23 protein-coding genes are annotated in these 22,129 nt (G+C 60.0%); 7 read left to right on the top strand and 16 right to left on the bottom strand.

What is annotated here, in order from left to right:
* Window positions 1–176: 176 nt before the first annotated feature.
* On the top strand, window positions 177–1,082 hold the full coding sequence (locus tag ACJ8QI_RS08915) for an alpha/beta fold hydrolase (protein ID WP_087762739.1): 906 nt from the start codon (window positions 177–179) through the stop codon (window positions 1,080–1,082).
* Window positions 1,083–1,249: 167 nt separating this feature from the next.
* Here ACJ8QI_RS08915 and ACJ8QI_RS08910 read toward each other — a convergent pair whose 3' ends face one another.
* From ACJ8QI_RS08910 to folM, 4 genes are all read right to left on the bottom strand, one after another.
* A complete protein-coding gene (locus ACJ8QI_RS08910) occupies window positions 1,250–2,749 on the bottom strand; it encodes a carboxypeptidase M32 (protein WP_197658197.1) in 1,500 nt (499 codons plus the stop codon).
* A 34-nt stretch (window positions 2,750–2,783) separates the two neighbouring features.
* Window positions 2,784–4,088: a two-component system sensor histidine kinase RstB gene (gene rstB, locus ACJ8QI_RS08905; protein WP_049198288.1), complete on the bottom strand. Its 1,305-nt coding sequence runs from the start codon at window positions 4,086–4,088 to the stop codon at window positions 2,784–2,786.
* The gene (gene rstA / locus ACJ8QI_RS08900; RefSeq protein ID WP_049198289.1) at window positions 4,085–4,810 is read right to left on the bottom strand and encodes a two-component system response regulator RstA; all 726 of its coding nucleotides are present in this window, start codon (window positions 4,808–4,810) and stop codon (window positions 4,085–4,087) included. Before rstA ends, rstB begins: the two co-directional genes overlap by 4 nt.
* Window positions 4,811–4,885: 75 nt before the next feature.
* Window positions 4,886–5,608 (bottom strand): dihydromonapterin reductase, encoded by a 723-nt coding sequence (folM, locus tag ACJ8QI_RS08895; RefSeq protein WP_060418637.1) that lies wholly within the window; start codon window positions 5,606–5,608, stop codon window positions 4,886–4,888.
* Window positions 5,609–5,792: 184 nt separating this feature from the next.
* On the opposite strand from folM, the gene ACJ8QI_RS08890 reads away from it, so the two are divergent.
* Window positions 5,793–6,203: a hypothetical protein gene (locus tag ACJ8QI_RS08890; RefSeq protein ID WP_038880297.1), complete on the top strand. Its 411-nt coding sequence runs from the start codon at window positions 5,793–5,795 to the stop codon at window positions 6,201–6,203.
* Between the two features lie 100 nt (window positions 6,204–6,303).
* Here the strand turns inward: ACJ8QI_RS08890 and ACJ8QI_RS08885 are convergent, their stop codons facing one another.
* The 4 genes from ACJ8QI_RS08885 to ydgH form a co-directional block, all read right to left on the bottom strand.
* On the bottom strand, window positions 6,304–6,699 hold the full coding sequence (locus tag ACJ8QI_RS08885) for a pyridoxamine 5'-phosphate oxidase family protein (RefSeq protein ID WP_060418640.1): 396 nt from the start codon (window positions 6,697–6,699) through the stop codon (window positions 6,304–6,306).
* A gap of 33 nt (window positions 6,700–6,732) precedes the next feature.
* Entirely contained in the window at window positions 6,733–7,218 is a 486-nt protein-coding gene (locus tag ACJ8QI_RS08880; protein ID WP_060439851.1) for a hypothetical protein, read from the bottom strand.
* Window positions 7,219–7,441: 223 nt separating this feature from the next.
* Complete coding sequence (locus ACJ8QI_RS08875) at window positions 7,442–8,833, bottom strand: amino acid permease (RefSeq protein ID WP_047730635.1); 1,392 nt, start codon at window positions 8,831–8,833, stop codon at window positions 7,442–7,444.
* Window positions 8,834–9,077: 244 nt separating this feature from the next.
* Window positions 9,078–10,028, bottom strand: a complete 951-nt coding sequence (gene ydgH / locus ACJ8QI_RS08870) for a DUF1471 family protein YdgH (protein ID WP_049198294.1) — start codon at window positions 10,026–10,028, stop codon at window positions 9,078–9,080.
* Between the two features lie 118 nt (window positions 10,029–10,146).
* Between ydgH and ACJ8QI_RS08865 the strand changes: the two genes are divergently transcribed.
* The 3 genes from ACJ8QI_RS08865 to pntB all read left to right on the top strand — a co-directional run bounded on the left by ACJ8QI_RS08865 (window position 10,147) and on the right by pntB (window position 13,500).
* Window positions 10,147–10,416 (top strand): hypothetical protein, encoded by a 270-nt coding sequence (locus ACJ8QI_RS08865; protein WP_442532391.1) that lies wholly within the window; start codon window positions 10,147–10,149, stop codon window positions 10,414–10,416.
* A gap of 149 nt (window positions 10,417–10,565) precedes the next feature.
* A complete protein-coding gene (gene pntA, locus ACJ8QI_RS08860) occupies window positions 10,566–12,095 on the top strand; it encodes a Re/Si-specific NAD(P)(+) transhydrogenase subunit alpha (protein ID WP_084827742.1) in 1,530 nt (509 codons plus the stop codon).
* A 10-nt stretch (window positions 12,096–12,105) separates the two neighbouring features.
* Window positions 12,106–13,500 carry a Re/Si-specific NAD(P)(+) transhydrogenase subunit beta gene (pntB, locus tag ACJ8QI_RS08855; protein ID WP_060439853.1) on the top strand — a complete coding sequence of 465 codons (1,395 nt, stop codon included), beginning with the start codon at window positions 12,106–12,108 and terminating at the stop codon, window positions 13,498–13,500.
* Between the two features lie 57 nt (window positions 13,501–13,557).
* Here the strand turns inward: pntB and uspE are convergent, their stop codons facing one another.
* Complete coding sequence (uspE, locus tag ACJ8QI_RS08850) at window positions 13,558–14,520, bottom strand: universal stress protein UspE (RefSeq protein WP_004938281.1); 963 nt, start codon at window positions 14,518–14,520, stop codon at window positions 13,558–13,560.
* A 126-nt stretch (window positions 14,521–14,646) separates the two neighbouring features.
* Window positions 14,647–15,411, bottom strand: a complete 765-nt coding sequence (locus tag ACJ8QI_RS08845; RefSeq protein WP_004938278.1) for an FNR family transcription factor — start codon at window positions 15,409–15,411, stop codon at window positions 14,647–14,649.
* Window positions 15,412–15,804: 393 nt separating this feature from the next.
* On the opposite strand from ACJ8QI_RS08845, the gene ACJ8QI_RS08840 reads away from it, so the two are divergent.
* Together ACJ8QI_RS08840 and ACJ8QI_RS08835 are read left to right on the top strand one after the other, a co-directional pair.
* Window positions 15,805–16,140, top strand: coding sequence for a hypothetical protein (locus tag ACJ8QI_RS08840; RefSeq protein WP_060418645.1), 336 nt, complete (start codon window positions 15,805–15,807; stop codon window positions 16,138–16,140).
* A gap of 16 nt (window positions 16,141–16,156) precedes the next feature.
* The gene (locus tag ACJ8QI_RS08835) at window positions 16,157–16,684 is read left to right on the top strand and encodes a YMGG-like glycine zipper-containing protein (RefSeq protein WP_089186032.1); all 528 of its coding nucleotides are present in this window, start codon (window positions 16,157–16,159) and stop codon (window positions 16,682–16,684) included.
* Here the strand turns inward: ACJ8QI_RS08835 and ogt are convergent.
* The 6 genes from ogt to ACJ8QI_RS08805 form a co-directional block, all read right to left on the bottom strand.
* Window positions 16,681–17,211: a methylated-DNA--[protein]-cysteine S-methyltransferase gene (gene ogt, locus ACJ8QI_RS08830; RefSeq protein WP_060418648.1), complete on the bottom strand. Its 531-nt coding sequence runs from the start codon at window positions 17,209–17,211 to the stop codon at window positions 16,681–16,683. The genes ACJ8QI_RS08835 and ogt overlap by 4 nt on opposite strands.
* 219 nt (window positions 17,212–17,430) lie before the next feature.
* Window positions 17,431–17,742 carry a hypothetical protein gene (locus ACJ8QI_RS08825; RefSeq protein ID WP_401425744.1) on the bottom strand — a complete coding sequence of 104 codons (312 nt, stop codon included), beginning with the start codon at window positions 17,740–17,742 and terminating at the stop codon, window positions 17,431–17,433.
* Window positions 17,743–18,047: 305 nt separating this feature from the next.
* Window positions 18,048–18,902 (bottom strand): tagatose bisphosphate family class II aldolase, encoded by an 855-nt coding sequence (locus tag ACJ8QI_RS08820; protein WP_442532390.1) that lies wholly within the window; start codon window positions 18,900–18,902, stop codon window positions 18,048–18,050.
* A 9-nt stretch (window positions 18,903–18,911) separates the two neighbouring features.
* Window positions 18,912–20,078: an SIS domain-containing protein gene (locus ACJ8QI_RS08815; protein ID WP_442532389.1), complete on the bottom strand. Its 1,167-nt coding sequence runs from the start codon at window positions 20,076–20,078 to the stop codon at window positions 18,912–18,914.
* A gap of 25 nt (window positions 20,079–20,103) precedes the next feature.
* Window positions 20,104–20,874 carry a transcriptional repressor AgaR gene (agaR, locus tag ACJ8QI_RS08810; RefSeq protein WP_087762745.1) on the bottom strand — a complete coding sequence of 257 codons (771 nt, stop codon included), beginning with the start codon at window positions 20,872–20,874 and terminating at the stop codon, window positions 20,104–20,106.
* Between the two features lie 332 nt (window positions 20,875–21,206).
* Window positions 21,207–22,112 (bottom strand): ROK family protein, encoded by a 906-nt coding sequence (locus ACJ8QI_RS08805; RefSeq protein WP_442532687.1) that lies wholly within the window; start codon window positions 22,110–22,112, stop codon window positions 21,207–21,209.
* Between the last annotated feature and the right edge of the window lie 17 nt (window positions 22,113–22,129).

Genomic DNA, 22,129 nt, shown 5'->3' with positions numbered 1-22,129 from the left:
CTCAACATGACTTTTGGGTATCAACCCCACTGCGGGGCCGTTGAGATGATAGTAGGCAAACGGCGCCCGGCTTTCCGTGAGTGATTGGTTTCGGCTTGTAACCTAATGTACAGGGCGGCGGCGGCAAGGGGGATTGCTGCTATAATGACCGCCATGCGCGATAAAAGGGATTTAAAATGAAAGAGATAACGATTCGCTGTGGCGTGACTGAACAGGGCGAGGTGCCGCTGGCCTATGAGGACTGGGGCGATGAGGCGCACCCGCCGCTGCTGCTCATCATGGGCATCGGTGCACAGCTGCTGCTGTGGCCTGACGATTTCTGCCGCGCCCTGGTGGCCAAGGGATTTCGGGTGATCCGTTATGACAACCGCGACGTTGGCCTTTCCGGCAAAACGCAGGCGCAACGCACGCAACCGTTGTGGCTGCTGATGCTGCGCGCCCAGCTCGGTTGGCAAACGCCGGTGCCTTATACCCTGGCGGACATGGCGGCGGACGCGACGCATCTGCTCGATCACCTGCGTATCCCACAGGCCCACGTCTTGGGCGCCTCGATGGGTGGCATGATCGCGCAGGTGCTGGCCGCCGACTATCCGCAGCGTGTCGCCTCGTTGTGCATCTTGTTCTCCAGCACCAATCAACCGCTGTTGCCGCCGCCGGCACCTTCGCTGCTGTGGCTGTTGGTGCGCCGGCCTGCGGCCGATCTGACGCTGCAGCAACGCCGCGAGGGGATGAAAGCCTTCCTGCGCGCGCTCGGCACCCGGTTTTACCCGCCGGAGGAGGCGGAGCTGGATGCGTTGGTGCATCGGCTGTTAAAGCGGGGCGTGGATCCGGAAGGCATGCAGCGGCAACTTTCCGCGTTGCTCGGCAGCGGCGACCTGCGTCGCTACAGCCGGCGCATTGCCGCGCCGACGCTGGTCATTCACGGCGATCGCGATCGGCTGGTGCGCAAGGCGGGCGGGGTGGCGATCGCCCGCGCGGTCGCCAACGCCAGATTACATATTATGCCGGGCATGGGGCATGACCTGCCGTCCCCGTTGAGGCCGCAGCTGGCGGCGATGATCGCCCGTCATGCGCTGGGATGAGAGGCCGGAACGCCGGCATTTTTTGCTATTTTAGTTACAACATACAAATGGAGGGAGACCACCCGCCACTCTGTAGCCAAGGCGATGTCGGCACAGAACGTGCGTTATGAAGCATTATCCGGTCTTGCAGGCGGGAAAAGGGCGCGGCAGGGCCGCGCCAGCGGAGATTACAGGTAGCGGTTTTCCAAATGCTGACGGAAATAGCGTGGGTTGAGCGCTTCGCCGGTTGCGTTGGCGATCAGCGTCTCGGTCGGGAAACGGCTGCCGTGGCGCCAGATGTTGTGCTGCAGCCAGTGGAACAGCGGCTGCAGATTGCCGGCGGCGATGTCCTCGCCGAGAGAAGGCAGGGCCTGACGCACGCTGTGGAACAGCTGCGCGGCGTACATCGCGCCGAGCGTGTACGTCGGGAAGTAGCCGAAAGCGCCGTCGGTCCAGTGAATGTCCTGCATGCAGCCGTTGCGGTAGTTGCCGATGGTGTCGAGGCCGAGGTAAGCATGCATCTTCTCATTCCACAGCGCCGGAATGTCTTCCACTTCGATATCGCCTTCGATCAGCGCTTTTTCAATTTCGTAGCGCAGGATGACGTGGGCAGGATAGCTCACCTCGTCGGCGTCGACGCGGATCAGGCCCGGTTTAACGCGCTGGTTGAGGCGAATGAAGTTGGCTTCTTCCAGCGCCGGCTGTTCGCCAAACTGCGCGGTAACCAGCGGACGCAAGATTTTCAGGAATTCATTGCCGCGCGCCAGCTGCATTTCGAACAGCAGGCTCTGCGATTCGTGGATAGCGGTGGAACGGGCCAGGGCGACCGGCTGGCCGAGCAGATCGCGCGGCAGATTCTGCTCGTAGCGGGCGTGGCCGGTTTCATGCACGATGCCGAGCAGCGCGGTCAAAAACTCTTTCTCGTTGTAACGGGTGGTGATGCGCACATCTTCCGGCACGCCGCCGCAGAACGGGTGGGCGCTGACGTCGACGCGGCCGTTGTCGAAGTTGAAACCGAGCAGTTTCATCACGCTGAGGCTCAGCTGGCGCTGGGTGTCCACATTGAACGGGCCCTGCGGCGTCTGGCAAGGCTCATTGGCCTGTTTGGCCACCACGCGCTGCAGCAGATCCGGCAGCCAGGTTTTCAGATCGCCGAAGATGCGGTCGAGATCGCTGCTGCGCATGCCCGGTTCATACAGGTTGAGCAGGGCGTCGTAACAGCTGGTGCCGGCCGCCTGTGCGCGGATCTGCGCCTCTTCCCGACTGAGCTTGACCACCTCGCGCAGGTTCTCGACGAAACCGTCCCAATCGTTGGCCGGGCGCTGGGCGCGCCAGGCGTGTTCGCAGCGCGCGCCGGCGAGCGACTTGGCTTCGACCAGCGACGCCGGCAGCAGCACGGCGTCTTCATATTGGCGGCGCATTTCGCGCAGGTTGGCGCGATCGAGTTCGTCCAGCGTCTCTTGCTGTGCGCGATCCAACAGCTCGCCGGTGCTTTGTGCCGTTAAAATCTGGTGCTGCAGCACGCTCAGCTCGGCCAGCGCTTCGGAGCGCGCCTTGCTGCCGCCCGGTGGCATCATGGTTTGCATGTCCCAACCGGCGATGGCGGACAGGTGGCCGAAACGCGACAGCCGGCTGAACAGGGCGCGCAGGTGATCGTAAGCAGACGTGTTGGAATGTGCAGATGTCATTATTATTCGGCTCCAATGAGAAGGTCCGGCGGTATTACGCCAGATCGGCTTTTAAACTGAATGTCGGCTTCACCGGCCAGCAGAAACGGAAGCTGGCGCCGCCGAGCGAACTGCCTTCGACGAACACCTGTCCCTGGTAGGCGACGGCGATGGAATGGACGATGGCCAGCCCCAACCCGCAGCCGCCGGTAGCGCGATCGCGGCTGGGGTCGAGACGAACGAAAGGTTCAAACACCCGTTCGCGCTCTTCCGGCGGGATGCCCGGCCCGTCATCCTCGACCTGCAGGCAGGCGAGGTCGCCGTCAAACCACAGGCCCACGCGCAGACGCTGTTCGGAATAGCGCAGCGCGTTGTTGACCAGGTTGTCGAGCACGCGCTCCATCAGGCGCAGATCGACGCCGCCGAAGTCGCCGACGTGCGGGATATCGAGCTGGATGTCGCGTTCCTGATGAATAAGACGGATATCATCGACCTTGTCCTCGAGCCACTTTGGCAGATCGATGGGTTCAATGTTTAACGCAACCTGCGGACGGTCCAGACGGGCATAGGTCAGCAGCTCGTCGATCAGCGACTCCAGCTGGCCGATATCGCGGTTCAGCGCCTGCTGTTCGCTTTCGGACAGGTTATCGCTCATTTCGAGCCGGTAACGCAGGCGCACCAGCGGCGTGCGCAGCTCGTGGGCGATGCCGTCGATCAGCTGTTTCTTGCTGGCGATCAGGGTGTTGACGTTGTCGGCCATCTGGTTGAACGCCACGCCGAGCCGGCTCAGGCTGGAGGTGGGATCGAAGTGGGTACGTTCATCCAGATGCCCGGCGCCGAGCCGCTGGGCGGCGTTTTCCAGCTTGAGCAGGTCTTGCCAGTGCGGCCGCATCCACAGAAACACCGGCAGCGCCAGCGACATGCCGATAAACACCAGCAACACCAGATCCAGCAGGCGCATCTGATGCAGATAGAACAGATAAGGAATGGGGCCGACCACCAACACGTAGTGGCTGCGCGGAATGCGCTGCATAAAGGTGTACTGATCGTCGAGGGCGATGATTTCCCCCAGCCGCAGCCGTTTTTTCAGATCCTCGCTCAGCGCCTGTTTGCCGAGCGGCTCGATATGCAGCTTGAACGACAGGTTGAGATCCAGCGTGGCGATGGTCTTGTTCCAGTCCTTCAGCGGGATTTCGCGCAGCTCGCTGCGCATCAGGTACAGCGAACTTTTCATCAGGTCGTCCATCGACTGGCGGCCAGCGCGCTCGGCGGTCACTTTGTACACCAGGCCGACCAGCATCGCCATCACCAGAAAACAGACGAACAGCAACAGGAAGAACTGGACGAAAAGTTTTCTCATTGTTGCACCGATGCCCAGGCGTTCGGGGCGAACAGATAACCTTTATTGCGCACGGTCTTGATACGGAACGGCTCCAGCGCATTGTCGTACAGTTTGCGTCGCAGGCGGGAGATCGCCACGTCTATGCTGCGGTCCATACCGTCATAGCTCACGCCGCGCAGGTTTTGCAGCAGCGCCTCGCGATCCATGATCTGCCCGGCGTGGGTCGCCAGTTCCCACAGCAAATCGAAATCCGAGGTGGACAGAGTGACGGTTTCTTCACCCAGCGTGACCTGCCGGTTGACGGGATCGATGCACAATAGCCCGAAATGCAGCGCGTTGTGCTGGGTGAGCGGCTGAACCGACTCTTCTTTCGGCTGCTGGCTGTGTTGGCGCAGGTGCAAACGCAGGCGCGCCAGCAACACCGCCGGCGGCGTGGTTTTCAGGATATAGTCGTTGGCGCCCATCTCCAGCGACAGGATATGGTTCATGTCGCTGTCGAGCGAGGTGAGCAGCACAATCGGGCCGGGGAAGGTGGGGCGCAGATCGCGGCACAGCGTCATGCCGTCTTTGCCGGGCAGCATGATGTCCAGCAGCACCAAATCGGGTTGCTCGCGCTCGATGCGCGCCTGCGCGCTGTCGCCGCGCGGTTCGATCAGCACCTCGATGTCGTGTTTGCCCAGATAGGCGGCGATCAGTTTGCCGACTTCAGGATCGTCTTCCACAAAAACAATTTTATGCATATGCCCGTGTTTTAATAAGAAAAGCGGATTTCAGCATAGCGCGGCCCGCGAGGATGCGCCATGCGGATCTTTGCGTCAGCGCAGCGGCCGCCCGCCGTCGACGCCGTGGGTGCGGCCGGTCACGTAGCGGCTCTCCAGCAGGTAGTTCACCAGGTTGACCACTTCGCTCTCGCCCGGCGCGACCTTCATCAGCGACTTCGCCAACGCCTGCTGGCGATAGGCCTCATCGTCGCCCGCATTGAAGATGATCAGCGCCGGCGCGATGGCGTTGACCTTGACCTCCGGCGCCAGCTTGCGGGCAAACGATCGGGTCATATTGTCCAGCGCGGCCTTGCTGGCGGCATAGGCGATGTGTTTGTCGCTGCCTTTTTCCACCACGTAGTCGGTCAGATGGATGATGTCGGCACCGGCCTGGCCCTGGCCGGTCAGGCAGGATTCGAGCAGTTGATTGAGCAAATAGGGCGTATAGACGTGAATCTGCAGCATCGCCGCCATTACCTGCTCCGGCGGCACCTCCGGCGACTCGGCCTGCCAGGCGCTGGCGTTGTGGATCACCGCGCGCAGTTTGGGTGCCACCTGCCGCACCCGATCGGCGAAAAGGTAGATGCCTTCGTGCGTGGAAAAGTCGCCCTGAATGCAGCAGGCGCCCAAGGTTTTCAACTCGGCCATCGCCGGATATTCGCTGCGATAGGCGATGATGACGGGAACGCCGCGCTCGAGAAACGCTTTGGCGAGCGCCAGCCCGATGCGCCGCGCGCCGCCGGTAATCAGCACCGGGGCAGAGTTGGGGTGTTCCATTGATTAAAGCTCCTGGACAGACTGGCAAACAATAGGGGAATTATGCCATTATACGGCGGAAAGTCGTTAAAGCTTCGCATGATTATCCATTTCTGGATGTAAGATCCCCAATGCATTTCAGGTTGTCGCCCGGCGGCGGCTTGAAAGACCACGGGTTAACACTGGCCATGAGAGGAATGAGGGGATGAACAGCAATCACCTTGCATCCATCGCGCGCAGTGAGAAAATCTGTTTCGACTACATGGATTTTCTGTCCGCATCGTGCAGGAAGCACTGGCGCTTTGTTGATGCTATTTATGGTGTGATGCCGATCTTCGGCATGGTGTTGAAATCGCGCGTGACCACGTCACAAACGCGCAAAGAGCAGTTGAAAGAGCTGGCGCTGCAGGTGGTGTCAACGCAGGTCAGCGATGAAACCAATATCGTGCGCCTGATTGACCTGGCGCAGCAGCAGGGCCTGACGGTGTTTGATATTCAGCTTCCCTATGCGCTGGAGACTCAACAGCTGGCGGCCATTCAGAAAGAGTGCGCGGAAGGCATCGCGATTGCCCTGGTGGGTGAGCGTATGACCGTCACCATTCCCCCTAAAAGCTGACCGGTTGCATCGACCGGCCGCCCGTTCATGGTTAGGCAATTGACTGACCGCGATGGCCTAACCATGAACGTGAAATTCCGCGCTACGTATCGGCCTGCCTTTAAAGCCGGGTCCCGGCATTGGGGCCGGAGCGCAGGGTATAAATACTGTCTATATGAATGAGCACCGCGTATTTCGGCGGCTTCATTCCATTTTTTTCTGCAAATGCCAACGCGTCGTCAAACGGCTTGCCCGCCAGGAACAGTTCCGGGGTGCCGACGAAGCGGTAACCGTCCAGCGCCTCGCGGTCGATGACCACGACGGCCATTTTCGATCCCTCCCTGATATTTTGCAGCGTCTGGCCACCGGTATTTTCGTTGTAAATCAGCGTACGGTCATCATAGAGGCGCAGAGAACGTTTGGGGCCGATATCGGGCACGCCGTTCGGGCTGCTGGTTGCCTGTACAGGCAGCTGTTTGGCCAGCATTTTCTTCATGTCGTCATTCAATTCATTCATTGGCAGATTACCCCTCAGGTCGTGGTGTCGTTGTTAATGCACGGTGGCGGAATGGTTTACCGTGGGTGCGCAGACGCTGGTTTCCGGCAGCCGGTGTTCGCGTAGCACCTGCAGCGTCTCTATTCGGAAACGCAGCAGGTGCCGTTCGGCGACCTGCTGCATCTGTTCGCACAGCGAGGTATCGTCCATCACCTGCTCGATGGCGAGCCGGGCCTGATGCACGTGCGGCTCAACGCCGCGCAGGGGCTTTTGCCGCAGGCGCAGATGGGTCATGTTGTTGAACGTGACGATCAGCGCGGCAAGGGCTGACTCGAAAATATTCAGCGCTTCAAATCTGGCGGTATAGTCCGCATTTAACCAGGGTTTCTCGGCGAGGATCGCCTGAGCGACTTCCAGCGCCTGTTGATAGTGCGTCATTGCCAGGCGATCGCGTTGCTGATTGAACGCCGTGTTGCCTTCGGCGATCAGCGCTTCCCAGGCGGCAAACAGGGGGAGTGCGTGCAGCAGTTTTTCAGCCATGAAATGCCTTCCATTTTCAGCCTGTCTTAACAAGACCTCCTGATGTTTGCCATCGGGGGCCTCACCTGTGTCCTGCCGGTGATGCTATAAATGATAATGATAATTAATTGCATTTAAGATCGCAAGCATGGCAATTGACCGATCAACAACGGGGAGAGAGGTAAAAAAGAGGGAAGCGGCGAAACGAAATGCGGCTGCAGGGCAGCCGCATTGGCAGACGATGTTAGTGCAACATAAACCAGCCGGCAGGCAGCGTGGCCACCAGCAGCAAGAAGATGCTGCTCTTTTCCAGGCGATTCAGCAGATTGATATCCCGGTGGCCGCGGCGGGCATACATGAACACCAACAGCCCTGGCGCATACAGCAGCACCGACATCAGCAGGTGCATCAGCCCGGACGCGTACAGCAGCCACAAACCATAGACGCAGGCGCCGGTCGCGGCGAAGATCAGGCGCTTGTCGCGGCGGCGGTAAGCCACCTTGAACAGAAACGCGCCGACCAGGAAGTAAGGCACCAGGATCATTTCTGAAGCGATGGTCAACAGCGAGTTGTAGTTGCTGCCGGTCAGCCAGATCAGCACCAGCGCCAGCTGCACTGCAATGTTGGTCAGCCACAGCGAAGAGGACGGGGCGTGATGGCGGTTCTGCTTGCCGAACACGCGCGGAAACGCGCCGTGCTGCGCGGCCAGCAGCGGCACTTCGGCCGCCATGATAGTCCAGCTCAGGTAGGCGCCGCACACGGAAATGATCAGGCCGGCGGCGATAAGCACGTCTCCCCACGGGCCGATCAGTTCCACCATCAGCACCGCCATCGACGGGTTGCGCATTTCGGCCAGTTCGCTGCGCGGCACCACGCCCAGCGACAGCAACGTGACCATCAGATACACCGCCAGCGCCGACAGCACCGCCAGCATGGTGGCGCGGCCCACGTCTTTCTTATTGCGGGCGCGGGCGGAAACCACCACGGCGCCTTCCACGCCGATAAACACCCACAGAGTGATCAGCATGGTGTCCTTGACCTGTTCCCACACCGGCTTGCCGAGGGCGATGCCTTTGAAATCCAGCGTGAACACGTCCATTTTAAAGGCGATCGCCGCCAGAACGGCGAACATCCCCAGCGGCAGCAGCTTGGCCAGGGTGGCCGCCAGATTGATGCTGGCCGCGGTTTGCACGCCGCGCAGCACCAGCGCATGCACGATCCACAGCAGGGCGGATTCGGCGATCAGCGCCTGCCAGGTATTGCCGTCACCGAGAATGACGCTGCCGCCGCGATCGGTGAAGATACTCAGCGCCGCGAACACGATCACCAGATACGAGACGTTGGCGATCACGGCGCACAGCCAGTAACCCCAGGCGGAGCAGAAGCCCACCAGCTCGCCGAACCCTTCCTTGGCGTAGGTGAAGATGCCGCCGTCCAGATCCGGACGCAAACGCGTAAGCAGCAGCATGGCGAAGGCCAAAAACAGAATGCCGACGCCGGTGATCCCCCAGCCCAGCAGCAGCGCGGCGGGGCTGGCGACCTGCGCCATGTTTTGCGGCAGACTGAACACGCCGGCGCCCAGCATCGAGCTGAGCACCAAAGCGGTTAGCGCGGTAAGACCGAGTTTTTTTTCCAATGACGGATCCTGAACGCAGAATAAACAACTGGGAGGGAACTGCTTGGCGGCAACAATGTATTAACAACCACTGCGCGAATAGACAATAGCCCTAAAAATTGGCGCAAATTTTACGGAGGGATGATTAGAGATGCAATGATTGAATATGCGGAATTTACAAAAAACTATTCAACGTGCGATGAAAAAAGCGGCAATAAAAACGGGCAGCTCAAGGGCTGCCCGATGGTAAACCGAAAAGCGGGTTTTATTTGAACAGATCGGCGCTGACGGTCAGGTTGCCGCCGCTCTTGTTCTGCCACTGACGGGTGACGTGGTAGTACTTGGCGCCTTTCTCGGCCGCGCGTTTCGCCACTTCGGTGGAGACATCGGTCATGCTGTTGAAGTGGCCGGTGAAGGTGACGGAATCGAACGGCACCATCTGCGCGGCGGTCACGTTGTTCACTTCCTGGATCTTGGTGCCGTTAGGCAGCGTGACGGTATAGCGCTGGCCGGTAGAGGACTGGGTTTCGAAGAAACGGCCCACGTCGCGGCTTGGCGAACCGGAAGACGCGACGCCAGGAATTTCGACTTTCGCGGCAGCGGCGCCACCGGCGGCCAGTGCGGCGCGGCCGGCGTCAGAATCGGCCGGAATGGCATCCGGGCTCTGCACGCGGCGTTTTGGCGCATCGGCCTTATAGATGTAGGCGGTGACGAACTGGTTACCGCCGGAGTTGGCGTCAACCTGGCGCACGATGAAGAAGGATGCAGCGCCTTTTTTCTTCGCTTCTTTGGAGATGGCGTCGTTGATGTCCGGCTGGCTGCGGTAGAAACCGCTGACGCTCACGGTATCGTAAGGCTCCAGCAGATAGGCTTCATCTTTAGGCAGTTCGTTCACGCCGTTAAATACGCGGTATTTTGGTGTTTTGCTCACTTCTGGCGCATCTTTATGATAAAGGTCTGCGGTGACGCGCCAGTTGCCGCCGTTGTTGCTGTTGTTGCTGTCCTGGATATAGAAGGAATCGGCACCCAGTTTGTCTGCACGGCGGGATACGGCGTCGACGGCTTCATTGATGGCATTGAAGCGGCCGGTAATCGTGATGCGATCAAACGGCTTCAGCGCCGCTGCTTTCTCAGGAGTTAACTCTTGCGCCGCATGAGCAGACAGCGCGGTGAGTGATAACAAGGCTGACGCGATGATCGTGGTCTTCAGCTTCATAAAAAATCCTTTCGCCTAGCGCATTAACGTTTATAACGTACTGAACTGTTTAAGTGTAATTCAGCCGTCGATTATTACATGTAATTCTGAAAACTGTCTCAGCATTTTATGTTATCCCGTGCGACAAATCGCCGACGGTGGCGCGGGCCGCACGGATGGCGCCATCGTCATAAGTTTCCATAATAAAGGCTCTGGTGTCATTAATGTTAATTATTCACAAAATGATAACTTTTATGCTTTTTCGCCGCGCGTGGCCATAAATCGTTACGCCGGGCGTAAACCTCTTGTCACGCAGAATACGCTGTTCTGTATGGATTTTTTCACGGTAAATTGCGATTTGTCATATCACGCGCGGCGTTTTTATGTAAAAACAGAGCTGAATGCGTAAGCAATTATGGATCATCGACCTTATTTTCAGTAGGTTATAGTTGGCGTCTGAAATCAGTGCGGGCAAGTTAACGCCTCGCTCGCCGCTGGCGTCATGCTATGGGCAGGAAAATAATAAACATCATCCAAGACAGGTGAGAAGGGAACATTATGCGTATTGGTGTACCAAGAGAGCGGTTGGCCAATGAAGCCCGGGTCGCAGCCACGCCGAAAACGGTGGAACAACTGCTGAAGCTGGGTTTTACCGTCGCGATTGAACGCGGGGCGGGCAAACTGGCCAGTTTTGAGGACGTCGCCTACGAAGCCGCCGGTGCGGCGCTGGTCGACGAAAGCGAAGTGTGGCAGTCGGATCTGATCCTGAAAGTCAACGCGCCGCAAGACGACGAGATCGCCTTGATGCGCGAAGGCAGCACGCTGGTCAGCTTTATCTGGCCGGCGCAAAACCCCGAATTGATGGCCAAGCTGGCGGCGCGCAACGTCACCGCGCTGGCGATGGACTCGGTACCGCGCATCTCGCGCGCCCAGTCGATGGATGCGCTGAGCTCGATGGCCAACATCGCCGGCTACCGCGCGATCGTCGAAGCGGCGCATGAGTTTGGCCGCTTCTTCACCGGCCAGATCACCGCCGCCGGCAAAGTGCCGCCGGCCAAGGTGATGATCATCGGTGCCGGCGTGGCCGGCCTGGCGGCGATCGGCGCCGCGGGCAGCCTCGGTGCCATCGTGCGCGCCTTCGACACCCGCCCGGAAGTGAAAGAGCAGGTGCAGAGCATGGGCGCGGAATTCCTCGAGCTGGATTTTGAAGAGGAAGCGGGCAGCGGCGACGGCTACGCCAAAGTGATGTCCGAAGCCTTTATCAAGGCCGAGATGGCGTTGTTCGCCGCGCAGGCGGCAGAGGTAGATATCATCGTCACTACCGCGTTGATCCCGGGTAAACCGGCGCCGAAGCTGATCACCAAAGAGATGGTGGCGTCGATGAAACCGGGCAGCGTGATCGTCGATCTGGCGGCGCAAACCGGTGGCAACTGCGAACTGACGGTGGCCGACACCATTACCGTGACCGACAACGGCGTGAAAATCATCGGCTATACCGACCTGCCGAGCCGCTTGCCGACGCAATCTTCGCAGCTTTACGGCACCAACCTGGTCAACCTGCTGAAGCTGCTGTCGAAAGAGAAAAACGGTGAGATCGACATCGATTTCGACGATACGGTGATCCGCGGCGTTACCGTGGTGCGCAGCGGTGAAGTCACCTGGCCTGCGCCGCCGATTCAGGTCTCCGCCCAGCCGAAAGCGGCGCCCGCCGCCGCACCGGTGGCCAAACCCGAAGCCAAACCGACCTCGCCGTGGCTGAAGTACGGCCTGATTGCCCTGGCGATCCTGCTGTTCGGCTGGCTGGCGGATGCGGCGCCGAAAGAGTTCCTGTCGCACTTTACCGTGTTCGCGCTGGCCTGCGTGGTCGGTTACTACGTGGTCTGGAACGTCAGCCATGCGCTGCATACCCCGTTGATGTCGGTCACCAACGCGATCTCAGGAATTATCGTGGTCGGTGCGCTGTTGCAGATCGGCCACGGTGGCTGGGTGAGTTTCCTCTCCTTTATCGCCGTGCTGATCGCCAGCATCAATATTTTCGGTGGGTTCACCGTCACTCAGCGCATGCTGAAGATGTTCCGCAAGAACTAAGGGGTAACAAATGTCTGGAGGATTGGTTACAGCTGCATACATTGTTGCCGCTATTTTGTTTATTTTCAGCCTGGCGGGCCTGTCGCGCCATGAAACGTCGAAGCAGGGCAACCTGTTCGGCGTCGCCGGTATGGCGATCGCGCTGATCGCCACCATTCTGGGGCCGGATTCCGGCAACGTCGGCTGGATCATCATCGCCATGATCATCGGCGGCTCGATCGGCGTCTATCTGGCCAAAAAGGTCGAGATGACCGAAATGCCGGAGCTGGTGGCGGTGCTGCATAGCTTCGTTGGCCTGGCAGCGGTGCTGGTCGGTTTCAACAGCTACCTGGATCACGGCGCGCCGATGGAGCCGGTGATGGCGAATATCCATCTGACCGAAGTGTTCCTCGGTATCTTTATCGGCGCGGTAACCTTCACCGGTTCGATTGTCGCCTTCGGCAAGCTGCGCGGCATCATCTCTTCCAAACCGCTGATGCTGCCGAACCGCCACAAGCTGAATCTGGCGGCGTTGGTGCTCTCGTTCCTGCTGCTGGTGGCGTTCGTGCGTACCGACAGCGTGGGCTGGCAGGTGGTGACGCTGCTGCTGATGACGGCGATCGCACTGGCGTTCGGCTGGCATCTGGTGGCCTCGATCGGCGGCGCCGACATGCCGGTGGTGGTGTCGATGCTCAACTCCTACTCGGGGTGGGCGGCGGCCGCGGCGGGCTTCATGCTGAGCAACGATCTGCTGATCGTCACCGGCGCGCTGGTGGGCTCTTCGGGTGCGATCCTGTCTTACATTATGTGTAAGGCAATGAACCGCTCGTTTATCAGCGTGATCGCCGGCGGTTTCGGCAGTGACGGTTCGTCTACCGGCGATGCCGAAGAGATGGGCGAATACCGTGAAACCACGGCGGAAGAGGTGGCCGAGCAGTTGAAGAACTCCACCTCGGTGATCATCACGCCGGGTTACGGCATGGCGGTGGCGCAGGCGCAATATCCGGTGGCAGAAATCACCGAGAAACTGCGGGCGCGCGGCGTGAAGGTGCGCTTCGGCATTCACCCGGTCGCGGGGCGTTTGCCGGGCCACATGAACGTGCTGCTGGCGGAGGCGAAGGTGCCGTACGACGTGGTGCTGGAGATGGATGAAATCAACGAAGATTTCCCGGATACCGACACCGTGCTGGTAATTGGCGCCAACGACACGGTGAACCCGGCGGCATTGGAAGATCCGCGCAGCCCGATCGCCGGCATGCCGGTATTGGAAGTGTGGAAAGCGCAGAACGTGATCGCGTTTAAACGCTCGATGAACACCGGCTACGCCGGCGTGCAGAACCCGCTGTTCTTCAAGGAGAACACCCAGATGCTGTTCGGCGACGCCAAAGACAGCGTGGAAGCGATTCTGCGGGCATTGCAGAAGTAGTTGAGCAACCAAAAAAACGGGCCGCTTATTAGCGGCCCATTTTTTTATGCGTGAAGGCTAATCTTCGTCGTCGTGCTCATCGTCTTCATCCGCCTCGATCGGGCAGTTGAAGTTCTCCGGCTTAATCACCAGCAGATCGCATTTCAGATGGTCGATCACATGTTCCGCGGTGTTGCCGATAAAGGCCGCCGAAATGCCGGTGCGGCCCAGGGTGCCCAGAACCACCACGCCGGCCTGCAGGTGTTCGGCCAGATCGGGGATCACCTCTTCCGGCAGGCCTTTTTCCACGTGGGTGAACTCTTCCTTAATGCAGAATTTCTGCCGCAGCGCCTTCATGGCGATCAGATGCTGGCCGCGAATGGCGTCGTTGTAGACGCTCGGATCGAAGTCGGGCAGCTCGATGGCGATGTTGATCGGGGTAACGGGATAGGCGCCGACCAGGTGAACCTCGGTCTGGTTGACGTTCTGCGCCAGTTCGACGGTTTCTTGCACCAGTTTGATATTGAGCGGGTCGTGATAGGGTTCTTCGCTGGCCAGGTTGACCGCCACCAGCGCTTTGCCGCCTTCTGGCCAGGGTTGGTCTTTTACCATCCACACCGGGCAAGGGCATTTGCGCAGCAGGTGCCAGTCGGTGGGGGTGAAGATCACCGACTCCAGCCGGTCGTGCTGGTGCGCCATTTTCAGCAGCAGATCATGTTGGCCGGAAAGCACTTCCTGAATGATGGCTTCGAAGGGGCGGTTATGCCAGACCACTTTGATTTCGATCGGCACGCCGTCGTTGAGATAGAAGCGGCACTGCTCGTTGATCCAGGCGGCGCGTTGGCTGATCACACCTTGCCGCATCGCCGTTCTTTCGTCCGGGGAGAGCAGGGTCGTCATTTCGTAAGAGAAGTCATAAATGGGCAGGAAGGCTTTGATGCGCCCGCCGTTCCGTTTTACCAGGTACACGGCGCGGCGCAATGCCGGCTGATCGTCCTGATTGGGGTCAATAGCCACCAGAAGATTCTGATACTTCGCCATAGGGCCTCCTTACAGCTGAAATCAACAGTCTGTTAATTTACAGAGTAACCCAACATTGAAAAACAGAACAACAACAGAAGCGTGCCGGATCAACAATTTCGGTGAAATGTTGATCCGGCAGGGGAATCAGGCGTTGACGGTCACGTTGATGCGTGGCGTACCGGCCAGCACCGACAGGGCGTCGGCGTTTTCGATGGTGATGTATTTGCCTTTCACGCTGAGGATTTCGCTTTTCTGGAAGCGGCCCAGCAGGCGGCTGATGGTTTCCACCGTCAGGCCGAGGTAGTTGCCGATGTCGCCGCGGGTCATGGTCAACCGGAACTCGCGCGGCGAGAAGCCACGCTCCGCGAAGCGGCGCGACAGGTTGTAAACGAACGCCGCCAGGCGCTCTTCGGCATTTTTCTTCGACAGCAGCAGGATCATGTCCTGGTCGCCTTTGATCTCGCCGCTCATCAGTCGCATGATCTGCTGACGCAGATTAGGCATTTTGCCGGACAGATCGTCGAGGGTTTCGAATGGGATCTCGCACACCATCGAGGTTTCCAGCGCCTGAGCGAAGCTTGGGTGCTTCAGACCGCCGATGGCGTCGAAGCCCACCAGGTCACCCGCCAGGTGGAAACCGGTGATCTGCTCGTCGCCTTGCTCGGTGATGGTGTAGCTTTTGATGGTCCCGGAACGGATCGCGTACAGCGATTTCAGCTCGTCGCCGGCCTTGAACAGGGTCTGGCCTTTCTGGATGGGCTTTTTCCTCTCGATAATGTTGTCGAGCTGGTCCAGCTCGTGGGCATTAAGGGTGAAAGGAATGCACAGCTGGCTGATGCTGCAGTCCTGGCAATGGATCGCACAACCACCAGACTGGATACGACGAATCACGCGTTTTTCCGGGATCATAGATTACGCTCATTCAATAATTGATATGAGTCAATTTTAACATCTTTTGCTGCAGCTGATAAGGGTGGCATTAGCATGAATAGGGGTATTGTGTGCGAATTTTGCGCACACATGCCGCCGATTATTCTGTATCGCGCTGAAGTCGCTAGATTTATTTGGCACTTATGCGCAACGTGCGGTCGCCATTCCGGCGGCATAAGGCAGGGCAATCGGCGCGGGTGGTCTGCGCGGCTCGCATTGACAGGTTTTAGCGGCGTGAATCAATCATCCTTTGACACATTTACTGGCGAAAGCTTGTCGCATTCATCCGAATCCTCACCGCAAAGCCGCGCCGCATCGGCGTTAAGCTGAAGGTCAGAAAGGCAGGTGAACGATCCTGTTCGGGAGTGGATGATGAAAAAGCGCATACTGTTGATGGCGGCCGCCGCGGTGTTGATGACGGCCAGCGCCGCCGCCTTCGCCCACGGCTATTACGGCCACGGCTACTACCGGCACGGCTATTATTACGGCGGGCCGCGCGTGGTGATCGGCGTGCCCTGGGGGCCGCCGCCGCTCTATTACCCGCCGCCGCCGGTGGTGTATGTCACGCCGCCGCCGCCGCAGACCTATATCGAAAAGCCGCCGAGCTATGCCTACTACTGCCGCCGCCCTGCGGGCTATTACCCCCAGGTGCCGCGTTGTCCTGACGGTTGGATGAAGGTGGTGCCAGACGGTCCGTTCTCCCGGTGATTAAAGGCGGTGCGTGATGAGACACTCTTTTGCTTTCCCGATAGTGGCGCTGGCCGGGCTGTTGGCCGGCTGCGTCTCTGCGCCTTCCGGGCCCGGGGTCACCGCGCTGCCCGGCACGGGGAAAAGTTACGAACAATTCAATCGCGATGAGGCCATGTGCCGCGGCTATGCGCAAAACAGCCTTGGCAGCGGCGCGCAAACGGCGGCCAATTCGGCGACGGGAACGGCAGTGGCGGGAACGGCCGTCGGCGCGGCGGCAGGGGCGTTGATTGGCGCCGCATCCGGTCATGCCGGCCCCGGCGCGCTGATCGGCGCGGGTGGCGGGTTGCTGGTCGGCAGCGCGATGGCCAATAACTCGGCCTGGCGCAGCAGCGATGACCTGCAAGACCGCTACGATACCGTGTATACGCAGTGCATGTACGCCAAAGGTAACAAGGTGCCGGTGGCCTACGGTTATGGTGAGGCCACCTCATCGCCGGTGCCGCCGGACTACTATCCCGCCGCCCCGGCGGAGGGCGTCCCGCCGGACTATGTGCCGCGCTAGCGCGAGAGCAGATCCTGCGGCAGGTAACCTTCGTGCTGCAGCAGCCACTGCTTGCGCTGCACGCCGCCGGCATAGCCGGTCAGCGCGCCCTGCGAACCGATCACCCGGTGGCAGGGCACCACGATGCTGATCGGATTCGAACCGTTGGCCATGCCGACCGCGCGTGAGGCGGTCGGGCGGCCGATGCGTTGCGCCAGCTGGCCGTAGGTCAGGATCTCGCCGCAGGGGATTTGGCGCAGCTGTTGCCACACGGTGCGTTGGAACTCGGTGCCGGCGGTCATCACCGGCAGCCGATCGATAATGCCCAGTTCCCCGGCGAAATAGCGTTGCATCGCGTCGGTCAGCCCGCTGGGATCGCGCTGCTCACGCAGGGTGAAGCGATCGGCGCGGTAGTGGGTATTCAGCAGCTTCATCAGGCGCGCTTCGTGATCGGTCCAGTCAATCGCCCGCAGGCGCCCCTGTTCATCGGCAATCAGCACCAGTTCTCCCACCGGCGTGGCGGTACGATCAATCAAAAAAGTCTGCATCTGGATCACTCCTCGGTTTGGTATGGCGATTATCGCATGAAAGCGGGGGAAGCGATGGCGGATTTCGGACATGCTGATGGGCAACCGCAGGGTTGCCCAAATAGCCGGCTCAGGGTAAGCCGGGGAGTCATTGCACGTTAAATTTATAAAATAAATTTATAAGTCATCAAGACAAGTTGTGTCTTGTTTATTATTTCATCAGACATTAACGCGTTGGCGTTACTTATAGCTGATGGTCACGCGCTTTAAATGGGGATCGTTATTCACCATTTCGCTGGTGACGGCAGAGACTAATTCTTTTGGCATTTCTTTTAACGAAGAGGAAATATACCCGTTCTGATATTCCGTCACTTTACCGAAGCAGTTGGAGATAAGCTGTTCATCCTGATGTGTGATGGTGCAGGCCGGGGTGGTAATGGCGCCGGTGAAGCGCACGACGCCGGAGGCGACCGGGTTGCCGGAAAGCGGTTTTGCTTGCAGAGCGAAGGGCAGAATGACCAATGCGCTTAATACGGCTAAGTAATGGTTCATACGCTGTTCCTCTCAGAGTAAAAATGCTGCCAATTAAAAAACAAGCACGCTTGTTTTCATCAAATAAGCTATTTCGCTTGGCGAAATAAAAACGAATGGGCAAAAATCCTACTGCCTGCATCCAATGAATTTGATAATAGGGAGGTAGGGTGAGTAAAACCATGATTTGGATCATAGTGAAGACCGGTTAATGGTTTCCGGCGCGGTCAGGGTAAAAGGCTGTGATCGTTCTCTCAGGAAAGCGGGAAATGGCGGGATGTTTTCGCCCCCGTGGTGCAGCCACGAAACCGGGGGCGAGCGCGGGGTTACAGCATGCCGCTGCTGCCGCAGATGCGGATCTTTTCCGCCACCACTTCTTTCATCGCCAGCTTGCCGGGGACGATATATTTGCGCGGGTCGTTGGCATCCGGGTGCTGTGAAAAGTAGCTTTTCACCGCATCGGCGAAGGCGATTTTCAGTTCGGTGGCGACGTTGACCTTGCAGACGCCGAGCGAGATCGCGAGTTTGACCATCGCCTCCGGAATGCCGGAGGCGCCGTGCAGCACCAGGGGCACGTCCACCTGTTCGCGGATCAGCGCCAGGCGCTCGAAGTCCAGCTTCGGCTCGCCGTGATACAGGCCGTGGGCGGAACCTATCGCCACCGCCAGCGAATCGATGCCGGTGGCGGCGACGAACTCGCGTGCCGCCACCGGGTCGGTATAGAAACTGTCCGCCGTATCGACGATCAGATCGTCTTCCTGCCCGCCCAGGCGGCCCAGTTCCGCTTCCACGCTGGCGCCATAGCGGTGGCACAAGGTGACCGCAGCAGCCACTTTGGCGATGTTCTGCTCGAACGGCAGATGGGAACCGTCGATCATCACCGAACGGATGCCGCTTTTCACCTTGTGCTCGATGTCGTCCAGCTCTTCGTGATGATCCAGATGCAGCGCCAGCGGCAAATCGTAGCGGTGCGCGGCCGATTGGCAAATGCCGATCAGGTAGTCGGTGCCGGCGTAGCTGAAGGTGCCGGGCGTGCCGGCCATGATCACCGGCGAGCGCAGCTCGGCGGCGGTTTCCGCCACCACCTGCACGGTTTCCAGATTGTGAACGTTAAACGCCGGGACGGCGTAACCCTGGCGCTGCGCCTTGAGCAGCATTTCTCGGTTGGCTATCAGATACATGGGATCTCCTTACTGCACGGGGGAAGGGAAACGGTAAATCGTCACGCCTTTCACCACCCGGTTAACCTCGCCGGTGGGGCAAGGGTTGTCTGGGGTCAGCCCCAGCGCCAGCGAACTCTCGAAGGCCAGCATCTGGGTGAACAGCAGATACGGGAACAGCAGCCAGATATCGTCCGTGGCCTGATGCATAGGCAGCAGGGCATCGGACGGTGTCCGGGGCTGGCCGGTCAAACCGACCAATTGCATCGCCAACCCGTCGCGCTGCAGCTCGTTCCACAGATCGCGGTCATACTGGCGGGCGTAGTCGTCGTGGGAGAACATCACCACCACCAATGTTTGGCCGTCGACCATAAATTTCGGGCCGTGGCGCAGGCCGAGCGGCGAGTCGTAGCGCGTCACGATGCGCCCGGCGGTCAGCTCCAGCATCTTGAGCGAGGCCTCTTCCGCCAGGCCGGTAAAGCAGCTGCCGCCGAGGGTGATATAACGGCGGAAACCGCTGGCGGCCAGCGCCTTTACCTGTGGCTGCAGCGTTTCGCGCAGTGCGCGGCAGCGCTGCACCATGGCGTTCAGCGGCGCCTGGGCGGCCTCGAGCGAAAGCGGGCCGAGCAGCAGCGCGGCGCTCAGCATCATGCAGCTGAAGCTGGAGGTCATGGCGAAGCTCTGATCGTTGGAGCCTTGCGGCATCACCAGCGAACAGACGTTGTCGCGCCGATGCGCATACTGCGCCAGCTTGCTGTCCGGGTTGCAGACCAGCATCAGGTGGTAGCTTTCCGGCAGCAGTTGGTCGGCCAGCTCCACCGTCGCCACGCTTTCCGGGCTGTTGCCCGAGCGGGCGAAGGAGACCAGCAGCATCGGCCGCTCAGGATCGAGATACTGCCGCGGGTTGGCGACGATATCGGTGGTGCCGTAGGCCGCCACGTCGCGGCCGGTTCGTTCGCGCAGCCAGGGCGCCAGGGCGCGGCCGGCGAACGCCGAGCTGCCGGCGCCGCACAGCACGATTTGCAGCCGAGGATTGGCCAACAGCGGCGCCAGGAACGGCTGCCACTGCGCCTGTTGATCCTGCAGTTGCCGGTGCAGCGCCGCCCACAGATCCGGCTGCTGCCAAATCTCTGCGGCGGTGTGCCAGGCGTTGCGCTGCTTCAGCCAATCCGCCTCGTAAGAGAAATACGCGTTCATGATGACAACTCCTTAAAAGCCTCGGTTAACGGTCGGCGATAATCACGTCGATCCCTAAATGGTGCAGCGCCTGCAGATAGTGTTCCGGAATGCGGCCGTCGGTGACCAGGCGGTGGATCTGGCCGATTTCGCGGATCATGCAAAAGCTGGTGCGGCCGAATTTGCTGGCGTCGGCGATGGCGATCACTTCGCGCGCCACCTCGCACATCACGCGGTTCAGCTGCGCTTCGCCCGGATCCGGCGTGGTGATGCCGCCCGCCAGATCGAAACCGTCGACGCCGAGAAACAGCTTGTCGAACCGGTACTGGCGCAGCTGCTGTTCGGCGGCGGGGCCGTACAGCGACCAGGCCTTGCGGCGCACGCTGCCGCCGACCACCATCAGATCGATCTGCTCGTTGTTGGCCAGCTCGAAGGCGATGTTCAGCGCGTTGGTCATCACCACCAGATCCTTTTTCCCCGCCAGCTGCGGCGCCATCTGGCTGGTGGTGGAGCCGGAGTCGAGGATGACGGCGTCGCCGTCTTCAATCAGCGCCGCCGCCGCGCAGGCGATGGCGTGTTTTACGTCGCGGTTGATGCGGCCCTTGTCCTGCAGCGGGCGATCGAAGGCGAACTGTTTGTTCAACATGGCGCCGCCGTAAGCGCGCACCGCGCAGCCGTGTTTTTCCAGCTGGCGCAGATCGCTGCGGATGGTGACGCTGGACACCGAAAACTGCTGGCTGAGCTGTTCCACGCGCACCGAGCCTTCGCGGCACAGCTGGTCGATAATTAATTCCCGGCGTTTTGCGGTATTGATCATTAACGCAGACTCCTGATTTACCTGTAGCCGTGCCCGACCGCGGCTTAATAAGCCGCAGCGATACCGACCGGAGCGCTTTCAGTTGTTCGTGGCGAATTACAGCAAACGAAACACTGAAATGCAATCGATTAATTTTAAAATATCTATATCTATCAGTTGGTTATATTTAATTTTGCTTTCGGTTTAGCGGTAACCGAAAGCGGTATTAACACAAAGTGAAAACGGCAAATTCGTTATTTTTCAGTCGACAATTCTCGCGATGGCTTTATTCGGCCCTGCGGCGGCGAAAGCCGCAGCGATCATTCGACAGCCGCCGGGCTTTCACTGTTTTTTTATGCCGCCGCCTGTAATAGCGCCGCGCCACGCACGCCGCTGCTGTCACCGTGCACCGGTGGGAATACCGCTGCCGGTTCCACGCCCGGCAGCAGCCAGTGCCGCATCGCCGCCGGCAGCAGCCGATACAGCTCGCCGACGTTCGACAACCCACCGCCCAGCACGAAGGCATCGACGTCCAGCAGCAGCTGCAAACCGGCCAGCGCGCTGGCCAGAATGTCGACGTAGACGGTCATCAGCCACTGTGCGAGCGTATCCCCCGCGCGATAGCTGGCGACCAGCGCCGGCACGTCGGCGGCCGGATGGGCAAAGTGGCGGCTCAGCGCCAGCAGCCCGCTGCCGGAGACGTAGCGTTCAAAGCAGCCGGTCAGCCCGCAGTTGCAGCCGAACAGCGGCAGATCGTAGCGCTGCGCCAGCTGGGCGGAGATCGGCATATGGCCCCATTCGCCCGCCAGCCCGTTGCGCCCCTTGTGCAATTGCCTGTTCACCACCAGGCCACCGCCGGCACCGGTGCCGATGATGGCGCCGAACACCAGCGGCAGATGGGCGGTTTGCGGCGTGCTGGCTTCCGACAGCGCGAAACAGCGGCAGTCGTTCTCGATGGCGATTGGCCGCGCCAGCGCCTGCGTCAAATCATCCGCCAGGCAATGCCCGGTCAGGCAGGGCACGTTGACCGCCAGCTGGCGGCGGCTGACGGGGTCGGTGATCCCCGGCAGGCCGATGCCGATGCTGCCGCGCGTATGCAGCTCGCGGTCCGCCTGCTTGACCAGCCCGGCGATGCAGGCCACGAACTCGCCATAATCGCCGGTTGGGGTGTGCACGCGCTGAAGCAGCACCTGATTGAGCCGGCGATCGTAAGCGGCCATTTCGATCTTGGTGCCGCCGATGTCGAAGCCGTAACGCATCTCTCTCGTGCTCATGG

Origin of the sequence: Serratia sp. CY84636 (genome assembly GCF_052166245.1) — a bacterium.
GTDB classification, from domain to species: Bacteria; Pseudomonadota; Gammaproteobacteria; order Enterobacterales; family Enterobacteriaceae; genus Serratia; species Serratia nevei.
Note: the sequence above shows the minus strand (reverse complement) of the source record. Positions and strands in the feature narration are given on the sequence as shown.